The following is a 15,684-nucleotide window of genomic DNA, read 5'->3' on the forward strand; positions in this document are numbered from 1 at the left end:
GTGCGAGCTTATCTTTCACCATAGAAGATTTGCTCGCACACTTTTCTTGCGTGGCGAGCAATCCTTAAATAGTTTTCTTCCACATCATGACGTTTATCAATAGGATATCCCAACAGCATCGCAATGATGCCCAATTCGGTACTCTCATGCGGAAGCACATCGATCTTCGATCCTTGGGTTCGCCCCGTACCAAGTACATTGAGGTCACGTAAAATCGAGGCAAATTCCCAGGCCTTAATTAGTTGTTGAGCATCACTGGCTGAAATAATTTTCTTTTCCCGTGCACACCGCAAAACCTTAACGGTCTGCGTAGTGCGCAATTCTGGAACTCGGTGAGCATGCTCTAATTGGATTAGCTGAGCACACCACTCGACATCAGATAAACCTCCACGTCCCAATTTTAAGTGACGGGTGGGATCTATGCCGCGCGGCATCCGTTCCGTCTCCATTCGTGCCTTCAGACTTCGAATCTCACGTAGCTCAGAAGCATTCAGACCGCCGTCGGGATAACGTAGCTCCTCGATACGCTTAAGAAAACTCTCCCCCAGCTCTCGGTCCCCCACACAAAAACGTGCTCTCAATAGAGCTTGTTTTTCCCAAGTATCTACCCAGCGGTCATAGTATTGACCAAAGCTATCTAAACTACGCGACAGCGGTCCGTTCTTTCCTTCAGGACGCAAATCGGCGTCAATCTTGAGAACAGGCTCCTTCGCCGTCATCCCCAACATAGCTATCATCGTCCGAGCTAAGTCATTTGCAAATGTATCTGCATCATTATCAGACACCCCTGGTCTTGCCGCATGAACGAAGACGACGTCAGCATCCGATGCATAGCTCAGTTCACGTCCGCCGAATCGTCCCATCGCGATAACAGCGAAATCTATCGGAACAGCTTTCGATTCTGTTTCGAGCTTCATGATTGCGGATCTTAGCGCGGCCTCGATCGCGATATCAGCAGAGTTAGAAATGGCGCAGCGAGTGTCTTGCGCGGTACTGATACCGAGGACCTGTGCCAAGGCCGCACGAAGTAGCTCCTTACGGCGTAGGTATCTTCCAGCAAGTACGACTTCCTCTGGCGAATCGCGGCGTGAAAGCAAAGAATCTAACTCGTGGGTGAGTTCTTCAAAGCTTCGAGTCCCAAGATAAGAATCATCGTCCAACCATGTAATAGATTCGGGATGCAGCGGAAGCATATCGCAGATGTAGCGAGACGAAGATAAAACATGCGCCAATCGTTCTGCAACGATCGTCGAATCTCTTAGCGTGCGCATGTACCAGGAGGTTGATCCCATCTGTTCGGAAATAATACGAAATGATCGCAAACCTCGATCAGGTTCCGCACCTTGTGCAAACCAGCCGATCATAACTGGAATGAGTTGCCGTTGAATAAGTGCAGTACGCGAGATACCACTGGTTAAAGCCTTAATCTGGTACAAGGCTGAACTGGGGTCGCGGAATCCAATTGCCGCCAAACGATCTTTCGCTGCAGTCGCATCCAACGAAATATCTTCGTTCGATAGCCGTGCGACTTCCGGTAGAAGAGGTCGATAGTAGATCTCGAGGTGAAGCTCACGGACACGGCGTCGTACTTTTTTATAATAAGAAAGTAACTCTGTTGCAGAGGAAAACTCATAGCCGCTTAGCGCACGCGCGATTCGCCTCAGCTCTTGTTCAGATTGAGGAACTAAGTGTGTTCTCTTAAATCGCTGAAGTTGAATGCGGTGTTCCAGGGCGCGTAAGAACTTATAGGCCTGTGATAACTCGTGGGAGTGTTTCCGAGACACATATCCCCTACGGCTGAGCTCACCCAAGGCGTCAAGTGTGGAGGAAACATGGAGGGCTTCATCAGATCGCCCATGCACAAGTTGTAATAGTTGGACAGTGAACTCAACATCTCGAAGCCCTCCTTTTCCGAGTTTTAATTCAAATTCGGCATCCTTTTTAGGAACTAGATCTTCAACGCGCCTACGCATAGCGCGCGAGTCTTCAACAAAATTTTCACGTTGCGACGCCGTCCACACCAGTGGCGTAACCATCTCTAAGTAACGCCTTCCGAGATCACCATCACCGGCAATCGGCCGAGCTTTCAACAAAGCTTGAAATTCCCAATCTTGAGCCCATCGTTTGTAATAGATTCGGTGAGATTCGAGAGTCCGCACCAACGGTCCATCTTTGCCTTCGGGTCGAAGGTTCGGATCTAGATCCCAGAGTTTTGGTTGTTCACTTGGTGCACTGACAAGGCGTTGTAGGTAGTTCGCCATGTGGGTAGCAATATTCAGCATCTCAGACTCGTCAAGGTCCGAATTCAATGCTTCGGCTACGTAGATCACGTCAACGTCTGAAATATAGTTAACTTCGCGAGCGCCCGTCTTCCCCATTGCGATCACTGCTAAGCCAACATCTTTAGCATTAGGTATGTGAGCTCGTGCTACCGCAAGACCGGCCTCTAATACTCCACCCACAATGTCTGAGATACAGGCGCTCACATCTGGCATAACGTAACCGGCATCAGCCTGTGTTAAGTCCACAGAGGCCAGCTGAATAATGCGGTACCAATAGTGTGCCCGCAAAGCATCTATGCCCTCGCTAGGTGGTAGCTCAGAAATATACACTCCATCGTGCAACCTTGCTTGCACTGCCGCTAACGCACTTTCTTTTTCTTTCTCTAACGAACTATTCAGCGGTTCGGATCCAATTTTATAATCTTGGAGAATATGGACGTTGACTGGTCTGGCTACTAGATAATCTCCTAATGCGGTAGACATTCCCAGCACTGCAAATAGTCGCTGGCATGCCTTTTCCTCTTCGCACACCAAGTAGAGGGCATCCATGGCGTCTTTCCCATATGCACGAGCTGATTCGAGGAGGCGAATATAGGCCAGTAGCGCAAGATCAGGATCGGCGGTATGTCTAACTTGATCTAAGAGCCACTCGTGATTAACCGAGTCAAGAACAGGATCTTGGAGGAGTCGATGTGCTTTACCCGTGTCTAAAAATCCGGCACGAACCAGCAATGATTGCTGTGATTCCACACGAGGCATCGGGTTTCCACCTTTCCTGGTTTAGTTGACGACGACGGTGCTCACGCGAGTCTTCGAAGATACCCATCCGAGTTTCACTCAAGTTTTAGACGTTTGGCAGAAAGGCTTCACGTTCGAACGGCGTTACTTGGTAACGATACTTCTCCCACTCCTTGCGCTTATTTCGAAGGAAGTAATCAAAGGCATCTTCACCCAAAGTTTGTGCTACTAGCTCTGATACTTCCATTTCGCGCAAAGCATCAGATAATGAGGACGGTAGCGAGTCGATTTCTAAGGCTCGACGTTCGCGTGCTGAGAGTGCTGCAACGTCAGTATCTACCGCCTCTGGAAGTTCATAGTTATTTTTGATTCCGGCTAATCCCGCATTGAGGATTACGGCAAAGGCTAGATAGGGATTTACAGCTGAATCCAGTGCACGATATTCAATTCGGGCAGATTTTGGTTTATCAGCACGCAGCGTTGGAATCCTAATCAATGCCGATTGGTTATTCTTTCCCCAAGCAATATGAGCTGGAGCTTCGAATCCTGCCCAAAGTCGCTTATAAGAATTTACGTGCTGATTGGTCAGAGCTGTAATTTCGCGAGCATGGTGAAGCAAACCTGCAATAAACTGCCGAGCAGTTTTCGATAACTGGAACTCACCGGTTGGGTCAAAGAACGCATTCTTTTCCCCCTCGAATAGAGAGAAGTGAGTGTGCATACCATTACCTGGACATTCGATCAAAGGCTTAGGCATGAAGGAAGCCTGCACACCCTGCTGTAACGCAATCTGATCAATAACGACTCTGAAGGTCATGATGTCGTCAGCCATTGTAAGGGCATCAGCTACTCGTAGATCGATTTCATTTTGACCGGGACCAGCTTCATGATGAGAAAATTCAACCGAAATTCCGAGATCCTCTAGCGTCTTGACCGCGTCAGAACGGAAGTGCCGAGCAAGCGAACGCGATACATTATCAAAATAGGATCCGTGGTCAATCGGACGCGGAACAACATTCGGATCGGTTTCTGGATGCATCAGGTAAAACTCAATCTCTGGATGCACGTGAAAAGAGAAACCAAGCTCGGCGGCTTGTTCCAAAGCACGCTTCAAAACCGCACGAGGATCCGATCGTGCCGGTTCGCCGTCGGGCGTATAGATATCACAGAACATTCTTCCTGCAACTTCGCCTTCGTCATACCAAGGCAAAATTTGGAAAGTCGAAGCATCTGGGCGCATCACCATATCAGCTTCATGTACGCGGGTAAGACCCTGGACAGCGGATCCATCAAAGCCAATGCCTTCAGAAAAAGCATTTTCTAGCTCTGCCGGAGCAATAGCGACCGATTTAAGGGTTCCCGAGACGTCTGTAAACCATAGGCGAACAAAGCGAACTTCTTTTTCTTCAATTATCCGCAGTACGTCTTCTTGTTGGCGATCCATCGTACCTCCATATTTCTTCTGGTATCTATTGTGCCTGAGTAAGTCGAAGTTTGGGGAACTAATAGTAGAATGTGTATCAACTGAATCTGCATCACCTACGGAGGCAACTATGATTAAGCGAGTACGCGCTCACCATCTTCAACAGTGGAAGAAAGAACGTACACCTATTACGATGCTCACTGCCTACGACGCCGTGACGGCACGAATTTTCGATGCCGCCGGAACGGACATGCTCTTAGTAGGTGATAGCTATGGAAACACAATGCTCGGTTACGAGTCTACAATTCCGGTTAGCCTCGAAGAGATGCTAGTTGCAACACGCTCGGTTGCAAGCTCAGTGGCAAGGAGTTTCGTAGTTGCCGACCTCCCCTTTGGCTCGTATGAAGAAAGCACCGCACAGGCTGTACAGTCGGCGATTAAGTTAATTAAAGCGGGCGCTGCAGCAGTTAAGCTTGAAGGTGGAGAACGCCGTGCCAACGCGATTCAAGCGATTACGGATGCAGGTATTCCCGTAGTTGGCCACGTTGGTTTCACACCTCAAGCTGAAAATAGCTTGGGTGGTCCGCGCGTCCAAGGCCGTGGCACCGGCGCCGAACAGGTGAAAGCCGATGCCATCGCCGTTCAAGAAGCAGGAGCAATCGCCGTCGTCCTTGAGATGGTGCCAGCTCCAGTAGCGAAAGACATCACCATGGACCTCGAAATTCCTACGATCGGTATCGGTGCTGGTCCAGACTGTGACGGTCAGGTTTTGGTATGGACGGACATGGCAGGAATGAGCGATTGGCAGCCACGCTTCGTTAAGGTATTCGGCGAAGTTGGTGCCGCGTTAACAGATGCAGCGATGATGTACAACGAAGCGGTACGTGACCGATCATTTCCCGAAGAAAAACACACTTTCATGGAATAGATTCCTTAAAAACAGTGGCGCAAAACGAAATTAGAGAGCAGGACAAGAAGTAAGAATGATGGATCCACATCGCGCACCAGTTGGAAATATTCAGCCGGGGAAACTCAGCCCAATAAGGAACGTGCCAAAGCATATTGAGCGACCCGAATACATGTTCCACGACGGACCTGAAGTAGTAACGGCTTCAGATGTTAAATCACCCGAGATTATCGAAAAGATTCGTGAAGCAGGAACAATTGCAGCTGATGCTCTCTATACCGCTGGTGATTCCATTAAGCCCGGCGTCACCACAGATGAACTTGACCGTATTGCCCACGAATACATGTGCGATCACGGAGCCTACCCTTCATGCTTGGGCTACATGGGATTTAAGAAATCCATTTGTACTTCAGTGAATGAAGTTATTTGCCACGGTATTCCCGATGACCGTCCACTCGAAGAGGGAGATATCGTCAACCTTGACGTAACTGCCTATAAGAACGGTGTTCATGGCGATACCAACGCAATGTTTTATGTTGGTGAGGTAGATACCGAATCAAAGCTGCTGTGCGAACGCACTTACACTGCCATGATGCGTGGTATCAAAGCAGCTAAACAGGGGCGCGAAATTAACATCATCGGTCGTGTAATCGAATCCTATGCAAAGCGTTTTAATTACGGCGTAGTTGAAGACTTCACCGGCCACGGAGTTGGCGAAGCCTTTCATTCAGGTTTGATCGTCCCTCATTACGACACTGCCCCTCTCCACAACGACCTTATTGAACCGGGAATGGTCTTTACAATTGAACCGATGCTAACAATGGGGGCTATTGCTTGGGATCAGTGGGACGATGATTGGACAGTTTTGACGAAGGACCACGGCCGCAGTGCACAATGGGAGCACACGATCCTCGTTAAAGAAGACGGTTTTGAGATTCTTACTCTCCCCTCACAAGGCCAAAAATCCGCGGCGATGCCAGAGCTCTAATATCAGGAGGGATATCTCCAATGAAAAAGAAATTTCGTCGAATTGCCCTAGGAATCGATATTGGTGGTTCTGGTATCAAAGGTGCACCGGTTGATCTTAAGACCGGTATGTTTACCGAGGATCGCGTTCGAATTCCAACGCCAGAGAACGCCAGTCCAGATACAATTGCCAACGTTGTGAAAGAAATAGTCGATTCATTTGATCTTCCCGACGACGTTCCAGTTGGAATCTCTTTTCCTGCGCCGATTCTGCGTGGAGTCGTCCCCATGATTGCAAATCTGTCTCAAGAATGGACCGGAATTCACGCAGATGAACTGTTCTTTAAAAAGCTTAAGCGTCCAGTTACTGTATTGAACGACGCCGATGCGGCCGGTTACGCTGAAGTTCACTTTGGTGCCGCCCACGGTAACCCAGCCACCGTTCTCGTTTTAACATTGGGAACCGGAATTGGATCTGCTTTGGTATCGGCAGGAACACTTGTGCCGAACACAGAGATGGGTCATATCGTTTTACCTCGAGGTATCGAAGCTGAACATTTCGCGTCCTCTGGAGTATTCGAGCGCGAAGAACTCAGCTTTGAGGAGTGGGCAGGTCGCCTCCAAGAAGTTTTCAGCTACCTTGAAATGCTCTTCTCCCCCGATTTATTTATCATTGGTGGCGGTATCTCTAAGAAATACAAGAAATATGTACCGTTGATTTCCACCAATGCTCCTATCATTCCAGCTGAACTTCGAAATGGCGCAGGAATAGTAGGTGCTGCTTTGATGGCATATCAGGAGAATAAAAAGGCAGATAAGCTTGCCTAGCTAATTGAACTCAATTTTTCGCTTCAAGGCTGTCCCATTTCAAGGCATATTGAAAACGAATGAGTCGACCGATACGCCGGGTTCTGTACTTGGTTGAGATCCAAAGGTTCTCAACCAAGTGGCAGCCATCCATCTAGATCACGTGTTACCACGTGACTCAAGCAACCTACCCGTATACTCAGCGGGACGCCTCACTGTATACTGCTTGGTCTTGCTCCCAGCGGGGTTTACCATGCCGTAGCTGTCGCCAGTTACGCGGTGAGCTCTTACCTCGCCTTTTCACCCTTACCGTAGCTACAAATAGTCACGGCGGTTTATTTTCTGTGGCACTTTCCTGCGGGTCGCCCCGAGTGGGTGTTACCCACCGCTGTTCCCTGTGGAGCCCGGACGTTCCTCGGGCATATTGCTATGCACGCGACCGCCTAGTCGACTCATTCGCACAAGCATTCTATCCGCCCAGCGCAGATAAAACCAAGGCAGTTTGCGGTGATGCTGACCGCTGGTAGTGCACTTTGATTTGTTAAACTGGGTCGGTGCTCATCTTACTTCCACCTTCAGAAAGCAAAACCACACCGGCAAGTGGCTCCCCGCTGAACTTTGATAGTTTATCGTCACCGAACCTCAATGCCACCCGCCAAGACATTGCAAAAAATTTGATTGAAACTGCTGGGCGTGACGATGCGCTCACAATCTTAAAGGTTGGTCCCAAACTTCACGACGTCGTAGCAAAACAGACTCACCTGCTTTCACTCCCCTGTGCCCCCGCCCGCGAAATATATACGGGAGTGTTATTCAGCGCAATGGAGCTACAAAGCGCCTGTTCCACCGAACTGAGCTTTGCTGATGAACACATCCTCATCTTTTCTGCACTTTTTGGAGTACTACGACCCAGCGATATGATTCCGCCCTACCGCCTTTCCATGGGAGTAACACTCCCCGGATTTGGAAATACCAAGAAAGTTTGGAAGAAGGAGCTTGCCAGCTTTTCCCCAGATAATTCTGACGTGGTTATAGATTGCCGATCAGGGAATTATCGAGTTTGGAATCCGCCTGTCAATTCCCAGCATATTTCTATTAATGCGGTGAGAGAACACAATGGCGAACGCAAAGTTATATCCCATAATGCCAAGCATTTCCGCGGTCTACTGGCTAAGAACCTAGTGAAAGCCCAAGTCGATATACAACACCCTGAAGAATTGCTTGACTTTGCCGTAGAGCTTATTGGCTCCGGGCATATTGACAATGCTGAACTAATATCCAGCGGTAAAAATCAATGGCAACTAGTACTTGTACAGCATGAAGATTAACATTTAACGATTCTTATAAGCACTGTTTGAGCTTCACGACTTCTGTTATTACACCTCAGTTATCTAAAAGAACCACAACACAGTCATAGTCCTCAGAAATATAAATTTCGTCTTCAGCACCGGCCTTCACAGCTGCAACTTCGATAGGCGAAAGCGCCACTCCACCAGTGGACTCACCATTATGATGTAATCCGATCACAGAAAGACCACCGCGAGAGCGAGCACCTTCATATGCTCGTTGCAACGCCTCATCCAGGGGTTTAAATAATCCGTCTCTGTCAGCACTGACCTTCGTGATCTCATTGTTCAACGTGGCAAGTTCAGCGGTAAACCTTTGCTGAACCTCAGCTCGCATCCGTTGAAGTTGCTCGATTTCGTCGCTACAGATACCGATACGAGACTCCAGCTGATCGGCGTCGTCAAGCAAATTAAGTTGAGCATCTTCAAGGTCGTGGAGGTGCTTGCGAGCGGTGTCTATTTCAGATTGCAGTGCCAATAGCTCACGCGAGTCCATCCCAACTCCTGCATTGAGTTTGGTCTCCTTAGAATGGATTTTCTCTAAAACCTCGTGAACTTGACGATCGAGTTCGTCATTCTGTGCGTTTACTCCATCATGACGTGTCTTAAAGTCTTCGCGACTCGCCAAGGCTTCTTCTTGTTTAACGTCAAGGTTGTGAAGTTCTTCGCGCATTGGATGGTGATTAACCTTTGAGTTTAGGCGCGCTAACTGCGCGTCAAGTTGGGCAACTTCAATAAGTTTAAGCTGCTGTTCACGTGGAGCCTTCACCATTGATACCTCACTTTATGTAGCTCGTAACTTTACTATAGGGCACGACGCCGGCAACACGCAGGCTAGAGGGAGAAAAGTTTAGAACGTTCCAACCGCCGGTTCAAAGGCGAAGAGGTGCCTAATTGCATTCTTATCGATCTTCGAACCAGGTGTCATTGGCAATTCGTTAACGACCTTGAAATAAACAGGCACGCGATAACGTGCAAGGCGTTTATTGAGCTGCATTCGAATCGACTCTTCATCAAACTTCTCACCCGGCGCAAGCACAATTGCAGCAGCCGGAACTTCTCCATAAATCGTGTCAGGTACCCCCACCAACGCAGCATCCTCAATCTCAGGCAACAACCTCAGTTCTTCTTCGACATCGATACACCAGATTTTTTCACCGCCTCGGTTAATAAGATCTTTTTTCCGATCCAAAACATAGACGAATCCATCTTCGCATACTTTGCCAAGATCACCAGTAGCGATCCATCCATCAGAGGTAAAACTGCTACTCTGAACCTTGTCGTAGCAACGAGCGATATTTGCACCTCGCAACCAGATCTCTCCGATAGTGCCAAAACCCAAGTCACGTCCGTCGTCGTCACAAACCTTGACGTCCATTCCTGGAATTGGAATTCCAGAACTTCCAAGATGAGGATGGACCGTTGCATCTGTTGGAAAAACGAACCCCGGAGAACACGACTCCGTTAAGCCATAAATCGTTCTGAATTCCATCTGAGGCATCCACTCATGCAGAGCTTGAATCCTAGTGATAGGCATATGGGCTGCTCCACAGCCAATTTTTCGCACACTGTTGAGAGCTGGGAATCGCTCTTGCTCTTCGAGCATCAACGCGAAGACAGTTGGAGAGGCGTGGATGAACGTGATATTCGAAGAATAGATCTCACGTACGAAAGGTCTGCCACACATCCGCTTTTGGATGTGGATTGATCCACCAAGGTAGATAAAAAGTCCGATGATAGCGATCATACCGGTCACGTGGTAAATCGGCACTGCGATAATAGTTGAGTCATTATCGCTTAGACCTAACACACGCTCATAAGATTTGACGGCATGAACGGCGTTCATATTGGTCAAGATAACGCCTTTGCTCTGCGACGTTGTACCAGAGGTATAAAGCAAAATTGCATCGTCAACTAGAGATAGGTCAGTCGGTGGAAGGCCAGCATACACTGCCATGTCTGTGCCCACGAACGTATCTAATCTGTCCAGTAGTGGCAAGCCAAAATCGCAGTTTTGCGAGGTTGTAACTATCGTTTGATGTTCAGGGAACCAAGTGATTTGTTGCTTTTGACAAATGATCAAAATCAGATCTGCTCGATTAACTAAAGCCGTTATTTCACTTTTGCGAAACTTTCCCGGCAACGGAACGATTATTGCTCCAAGTCGGTTAAGTGCGTAGAAAGCAGTGATGAAATCAATGCCGTTGTCGAGCAAAACTCCTACTCGATCGCCCTTTTTGATGGAATACTTCCGATGTAGAAATAAAGCAAACTCTTCGACTAATCCAAGTACCTGCCCGAAGGTAAAAGTTCTCGAATCTTCAGTGTAGATTGCAATTTTATCATTGTGTTTTTCCACTGTTTCTACAAGCGTTTCATAAAGCGAGGACGGTGCATCACGGTACGAACGTACGGTACGCCCATACAACTGAACATCGTACAGATCCGATGTCAGTTTCTTATCCCAGAATATTTCCCCGCTCAGCATCGTTACCTCACATCTAAATTACGTGCATCCATGATTTTGCACATCATTTTGACCGCTTCGAAAAGACTCGGTCGAGCATCTTTCAATGCAGTTTCTAGATCAGAGACTTTTCTGACCGTTGGAATAATGGCAGCGAAACCGTCGTCGTAAAGTGACTCAACCCCGTAACCAAGTTTCCCTGCAAAAGCGATTGTGGGAACTGCGTGTCTACGAGCAGCCAACATCACGCCCCACGGCGTCTTTCCGAACTTAGTTTGGAAATCCATTCCGCCTTCACCGGTAAGTGCCAGATCTGCCCCTTCTAAAGCCTCATCCAGACCTACGGCTTCAATTACGACGTCGACGCCTGCACGGTTCGTTGCCTGAAGGACTGCCATGAAAGCTGCACCCAATCCACCTGCAGCGCCTGCGCCCGAACAAGTGGAAATGGCTTGGTTAGCGTAACAGTCAAGAAGATCGCCCCATGTTTTTAAGGCATGGTCAAAAACCGCTATCTCTTTTGACCCCAGGCCTTTTTGTGGACCGAATACCGCAGAGGCACCCTTATCTCCACACAGCGGATTGTTGACGTCGCATGCTAGAATGATGTCAACACTGTACCAGCTTGGGTCAATTCCAGAAGCATCAAGATTCCTTGCGTTGGCAAGGCTAAGAGGTTCAAACGGATCGATTTCTTTACCTTGTGCATCACTGAGCTTGAGTCCAAGCTCATGGCACATTCCCCAGCCACCATCATTTGTAGCTGATCCTCCCAAACCAACAATGATTTTCTTGGGTTTAAGCTCACTGATTGCATTTAGCATCATCCCTACGCCAACTGTAGAAGATCGCGTGGGGTTCCGGTCTTGCGGATAAATATGCTCAATTCCGATGGCTTGAGCTACTTCTAAAACCGCTAACTTTTCTTTATCAATCCAACCGAAGAAAGATGTTCGTGGCCGCCCCAGCGCATCAACTACCTCAACGCAACGGATTTCACCATTTAGTGCATCTACCAGTGACTGTGTTGTCCCTTCACCACCGTCTGCCATAGGAACGCAAACGCACTGCGCATCCTTCCACACCTCATGAACAGCATCTTCCATCGTCTGTGCCACAATCTGTGCTGACATAGTCTCTTTAAACGAATCTGGTGCAATTACGATTTTCATTTTGACTCCGGTAGGTGGACTACTGTGGGGCGCATCGGTGCACCCCACAGTCCGCTCCATTTAGTGTTTTAGGTTGGCGTTGATATTTATTCTAGAAGCTGGTTCTAGAGTGCACGATAGACAGCAGCAACACCTTGACCACCGCCAATGCACATCGACACCAATCCGAATTCCTTGCCGGTGCGGCGAAGATTGTAGAGAGTGCGAAGCGAAAGGATAGCGCCCGTAGCACCTACTGGGTGTCCGAGGGCGATTGCTCCTCCTAGTGGATTTGTTTTCTCCATATCGAGGCTCTGATCCCGAATGACCGCGAGCGCTTGGGCCGCGAATGCCTCGTTGAGCTCGATCCAATCAATATCCCTAAGCGCTAGTCCAGCCTTTTCGAGTACGCGTGGGATAGCTAGAGCCGGTGCAAATCCCATAACCTCGGGTGCAACACCCGCTTTAGCAAAGCTGACGAACTCACCAATTGGCTTAAGTCCTTCTGCCTTAGCAATTGTTTCAGTGGTCATCACAAGCATCGCTGATGCATCGTTGATTCCAGAGGAGTTGCCAGCAGTTACGCTTCCACCGTCACGGAAAGCCGGACGCAACTTAGCCAGTTTCTCTACCGAGGTTCCTGGGCGTAGGTGCTCGTCGGCGTCGAAAATGCGTTCCGATCGTTTCTCCTTAACCGTTACTCCCACAATTTCTGGGGCAAGCAATCCCGCTTCCTGTGCTTTTGCAGCTTTTTCTTGGGAATACACAGCAAATTCATCTTGGTCTTCGCGCGAAATTCCATACTTCTCAGCTACGTTTTCCGCAGTAACACCCATTGGATAGTTTCCGAATGGATCAGTAACAAGCGAAAGTGTGCCGTCTACAAGGTTATGGTTGCCCATTTTCCAGCCATTACGGGCATCGAAGTCCATAAATGGTTGACGAGACATATTCTCTGAGCCACCGGCAACCGCGAACTTGGCATCACCGGCACGCAGTTCGAACGCTGCGGATTGGACTGCCTGGAGGCCAGAACCACAAAGCCGGTTGACGGTAAACGCATTTGAGTCCTCACGTACACCTGCTTCAAGCGCGATACGACGTGCTAGAAAAGCATCTCCGCCCACTTGCCCAACGCAACCGACTACGACTTCATCAACTACTTCCGATGAAATACCCGCACGAGCTACGGCTTCTTTCACGGCAATTGAACCCATGATGTGGTTTGGCGTGGTCGAAAGCGATCCAGCATACGCGCCAACAGCCGTCCTTGCTCCTTCAACAACTACGATCTTTTCCATTGATTTTCCTTTTCTCTCACGTCTTCGTGTATACGATTGAATTGATGTTTCGAGCTTTGGCTCTGATTGAGAATTACGACGCAGTAATCACAAGTTGTGCTGCAGCCAAAGCTTCCTGCGAATCACCGATCTCAAGGAACACCCACCCTTTTTCGGTCAATTGAACGAGGTAATGCTCTGTAGCTAGGTAAACTTCTTGTCCTTTATCCAGTGCAGCTTTTCCATAGAAGGTGAGCTGATCTACCTTTTCCACCCACTTCGGATGCTTCGAATCGGCAACCATCAAAAAGCAAATTCTCTTCGCACCGTCCACAATATCCATGAAGCCACCGCACCCGATTGCTTTACCTGCAAATGCGGAAACGTTGATATTCCCAGAACCATCTACCTGTCCAACACCCATAAACGTGATATCGACTCCGCCACCGTTGTAGAAGTCAAACTGCTGAGGGTGCCCAATGATAGCAGCGGGGTGAAGCGCGCATCCAAAATCAACTACACCGAGAGGAACTCCACCATAGGTTCCCGATTCAACCGTCAAAGTAATATTCGCAATCTGACCACTCATAGCCAGCGCTCGGCCGATCGAATCGCCTGGTAATCCAGTTCCGAGGTTGATGATGTCGCCGTCTTTGACGAGCTTGGCACCACGTTCACCGATCGCTACACGGGTTGGTTCAAGTTCATGGGCCAGCAGTGACTCACTCAGTTCCTCTGGAGAGGCGTATCCAGTGATTAGATCCCAGTTCACTTCAATTGAAGCGTTTGTCTGGCGATGATACTTTGCAGGATCAGAAGTCACCATCACGTAGTCAACCAAAACCCCAGGCACTTCGACCTCACGAGCAGGGATATCGCCACGTTCAACAATTTCTTTGACCTGAGCAATTACGATGCCACCACTATTATGTACAGCCTGAGCAATTGCCAGGTTATCGAGGATGGTGACGTCGTCTTCTTGAGACATATTTCCATCAGGATCGATTCGCGATCCACGAATAATCGCAACGTCCATGGGGAAGGACTTGTAGAACAAGTATTCCTTACCATCTAGTTCCATGAGCGAAACATATTCGTCGGCTGGAACGGCAGCCTTAGCTGAATCGTTAATGCGACCGCCGTCGTGCCTAGGGTCAACGAATGTTCCCAGACCCACGGTAGAAATCTGACCCGGACGATGAGCTGCAGTCGTACGATACAGGGTAGAAATCTGCCCTTGAGGCAAACAAATCGCTTCGACTTCGTCAGCGCCGAGTACATTAGCCATCGGCGGGTTCAATCCCCAGTGCGGTCCCACTACGCGCTTGAGAAGGCCCGGGTGCGCAAGACGCGCCAAACCATCTACTCGATTAGACTGCCCAGCGGCATGAACAAAGGTTAAGTTGTTCGGTGTACCCTTGGTGAGGAAGGACTGTTCGATTTCAAAGTAGATTTCATCAGCCACACCCATCATGGTGAATCCGTTTCCGACGACGGTTGCTCCATTTGGAATCAGGCTCGCCACTTCATTTGGCTCAATGCACTTGAAACTCATAATTTGTATCCTCCACCGATATTGATGACTTCGCCGGTGAGGTAGGAAGCATCGTCTGAGACCAAGAACGCTACGAGGTTGGCAACGTCTTCAGGCTGGCCAGCTCGCTTCAACGGAACCTTAGCTACCTGCTCCTCGTAGAGGTTGTCAAAGCCCGCACGCGAAGGAACTTCACGCAAAGCCGTAGTCATCGCTGTTTCAATAAAACCCGGGCAAATCGCGTTGGCAGTAATCCCCTTGAACGCAAGCTCTTTTGAAATGGAGCGAGTAAGAGAAACAACGCCGCCTTTGGCTGCAGCATAGTTAGTTTGGCCAATGTTACCCATCCAAGAAGCCGATGCAACATTGCAGATACGTCCATATCCTATTTCACGCATATGGGTTCCAACCTTACGGCAGAAATAGAACACTGCTGATAGATCCACAGCTATAACGGAATCCCACATTTCATCGGTCATCTTATGAAGCATTCCGTCGCGGTTGATTCCAGCGTTATTGACCAGGATATCGATCTTTCCAAATTCGGAAATGACCTGCTCCACCGCCGTATCTACAGCTTCGCGATTGGAAACATCAAGCGCCAGTCCAATCGATTTTCCGCCGCATGCTTCTGCAGTCTCCTGAGCCGCTTGCGCATTAATATCCACGACGACGACGGTCGCGCCACGATTTGCCAGCTTCAGTGCGATTCCACGTCCGATACCTTGAGACGCACCGGTTACGATAGCGACTTTATTTTCTAGCGGGGTGCAAGTCATGAGA

Annotated in this window: 12 protein-coding genes and 1 other RNA gene; 4 read left to right on the top strand and 9 right to left on the bottom strand. The window is 48.9% G+C overall.

What is annotated here, in order from left to right; translation table 11 throughout:
• Positions 1–8: 8 nt before the first annotated feature.
• The gene (locus EIH22_RS06245; protein WP_124054948.1) at positions 9–3,041 is read right to left on the bottom strand and encodes a bifunctional [glutamine synthetase] adenylyltransferase/[glutamine synthetase]-adenylyl-L-tyrosine phosphorylase; all 3,033 of its coding nucleotides are present in this window, start codon (positions 3,039–3,041) and stop codon (positions 9–11) included.
• Positions 3,042–3,126: 85 nt separating this feature from the next.
• Positions 3,127–4,464, bottom strand: a complete 1,338-nt coding sequence (locus EIH22_RS06250; RefSeq protein ID WP_124054949.1) for a glutamine synthetase family protein — start codon at positions 4,462–4,464, stop codon at positions 3,127–3,129.
• Between the two features lie 109 nt (positions 4,465–4,573).
• Between EIH22_RS06250 and panB the strand changes: the two genes are divergently transcribed.
• From panB to ppgK, 3 genes are read left to right on the top strand one after another with little or no spacing between them, the layout of a single operon-like run.
• The gene (panB, locus tag EIH22_RS06255) at positions 4,574–5,371 is read left to right on the top strand and encodes a 3-methyl-2-oxobutanoate hydroxymethyltransferase (protein ID WP_124054950.1); all 798 of its coding nucleotides are present in this window, start codon (positions 4,574–4,576) and stop codon (positions 5,369–5,371) included.
• 55 nt (positions 5,372–5,426) lie between these two features.
• Complete coding sequence (gene map / locus EIH22_RS06260; RefSeq protein WP_407640829.1) at positions 5,427–6,338, top strand: type I methionyl aminopeptidase; 912 nt, start codon at positions 5,427–5,429, stop codon at positions 6,336–6,338.
• A gap of 20 nt (positions 6,339–6,358) precedes the next feature.
• Positions 6,359–7,144, top strand: a complete 786-nt coding sequence (gene ppgK / locus EIH22_RS06265; RefSeq protein ID WP_124054951.1) for a polyphosphate--glucose phosphotransferase — start codon at positions 6,359–6,361, stop codon at positions 7,142–7,144.
• A 56-nt stretch (positions 7,145–7,200) separates the two neighbouring features.
• Here ppgK and rnpB read toward each other — a convergent pair.
• Positions 7,201–7,578: RNase P RNA component class A (rnpB, locus tag EIH22_RS06270), an RNA gene on the bottom strand.
• 99 nt (positions 7,579–7,677) lie between these two features.
• On the opposite strand from rnpB, the gene EIH22_RS06275 reads away from it, so the two are divergent.
• Positions 7,678–8,451, top strand: coding sequence for a YaaA family protein (locus EIH22_RS06275; RefSeq protein ID WP_124054952.1), 774 nt, complete (start codon positions 7,678–7,680; stop codon positions 8,449–8,451).
• A gap of 55 nt (positions 8,452–8,506) precedes the next feature.
• Here the strand turns inward: EIH22_RS06275 and EIH22_RS06280 are convergent, their stop codons facing one another.
• From EIH22_RS06280 to EIH22_RS06305, 6 genes are all read right to left on the bottom strand, one after another.
• The gene (locus tag EIH22_RS06280) at positions 8,507–9,241 is read right to left on the bottom strand and encodes a zinc ribbon domain-containing protein (protein WP_124054953.1); all 735 of its coding nucleotides are present in this window, start codon (positions 9,239–9,241) and stop codon (positions 8,507–8,509) included.
• A gap of 78 nt (positions 9,242–9,319) precedes the next feature.
• On the bottom strand, positions 9,320–10,957 hold the full coding sequence (locus EIH22_RS06285) for a class I adenylate-forming enzyme family protein (protein WP_124054954.1): 1,638 nt from the start codon (positions 10,955–10,957) through the stop codon (positions 9,320–9,322).
• A gap of 2 nt (positions 10,958–10,959) precedes the next feature.
• Entirely contained in the window at positions 10,960–12,108 is a 1,149-nt protein-coding gene (locus tag EIH22_RS06290) for a glycerate kinase family protein (RefSeq protein ID WP_160149036.1), read from the bottom strand.
• A 104-nt stretch (positions 12,109–12,212) separates the two neighbouring features.
• Positions 12,213–13,388: a thiolase family protein gene (locus EIH22_RS06295; protein WP_124054956.1), complete on the bottom strand. Its 1,176-nt coding sequence runs from the start codon at positions 13,386–13,388 to the stop codon at positions 12,213–12,215.
• 73 nt (positions 13,389–13,461) lie between these two features.
• Positions 13,462–14,922 carry a CoA-transferase gene (locus EIH22_RS06300; protein ID WP_124054957.1) on the bottom strand — a complete coding sequence of 487 codons (1,461 nt, stop codon included), beginning with the start codon at positions 14,920–14,922 and terminating at the stop codon, positions 13,462–13,464.
• Positions 14,919–15,680: a glucose 1-dehydrogenase gene (locus EIH22_RS06305; RefSeq protein WP_124054958.1), complete on the bottom strand. Its 762-nt coding sequence runs from the start codon at positions 15,678–15,680 to the stop codon at positions 14,919–14,921. The genes EIH22_RS06300 and EIH22_RS06305 overlap by 4 nt, the downstream gene beginning before the upstream one ends.
• Positions 15,681–15,684: the final 4 nt, after the last annotated feature.

This window comes from Arcanobacterium ihumii, from assembly GCF_900604515.1.
Lineage (GTDB): Bacteria > Actinomycetota > Actinomycetes > Actinomycetales > Actinomycetaceae > Arcanobacterium_A > Arcanobacterium_A ihumii.

What these genes read in the sequence shown, in the direction of transcription:
- EIH22_RS06245 (WP_124054948.1), bottom strand. Translation starts at nt 3,041, where the DNA reads ATGCCTCGTGTGGAATCACAGCAATCATTGCTGGTTCGTGCCGGATTT.
- EIH22_RS06250 (WP_124054949.1), bottom strand. Translation starts at nt 4,464, where the DNA reads ATGGATCGCCAACAAGAAGACGTACTGCGGATAATTGAAGAAAAAGAA.
- panB (WP_124054950.1), top strand. Translation starts at nt 4,574, where the DNA reads ATGATTAAGCGAGTACGCGCTCACCATCTTCAACAGTGGAAGAAAGAA.
- map (WP_407640829.1), top strand. Translation starts at nt 5,427, where the DNA reads ATGATGGATCCACATCGCGCACCAGTTGGAAATATTCAGCCGGGGAAA.
- ppgK (WP_124054951.1), top strand. Translation starts at nt 6,359, where the DNA reads ATGAAAAAGAAATTTCGTCGAATTGCCCTAGGAATCGATATTGGTGGT.
- EIH22_RS06280 (WP_124054953.1), bottom strand. Translation starts at nt 9,241, where the DNA reads ATGGTGAAGGCTCCACGTGAACAGCAGCTTAAACTTATTGAAGTTGCC.
- EIH22_RS06285 (WP_124054954.1), bottom strand. Translation starts at nt 10,957, where the DNA reads ATGCTGAGCGGGGAAATATTCTGGGATAAGAAACTGACATCGGATCTG.
- EIH22_RS06290 (WP_160149036.1), bottom strand. Translation starts at nt 12,108, where the DNA reads ATGAAAATCGTAATTGCACCAGATTCGTTTAAAGAGACTATGTCAGCA.
- EIH22_RS06295 (WP_124054956.1), bottom strand. Translation starts at nt 13,388, where the DNA reads ATGGAAAAGATCGTAGTTGTTGAAGGAGCAAGGACGGCTGTTGGCGCG.
- EIH22_RS06300 (WP_124054957.1), bottom strand. Translation starts at nt 14,922, where the DNA reads ATGAGTTTCAAGTGCATTGAGCCAAATGAAGTGGCGAGCCTGATTCCA.
- EIH22_RS06305 (WP_124054958.1), bottom strand. Translation starts at nt 15,680, where the DNA reads ATGACTTGCACCCCGCTAGAAAATAAAGTCGCTATCGTAACCGGTGCG.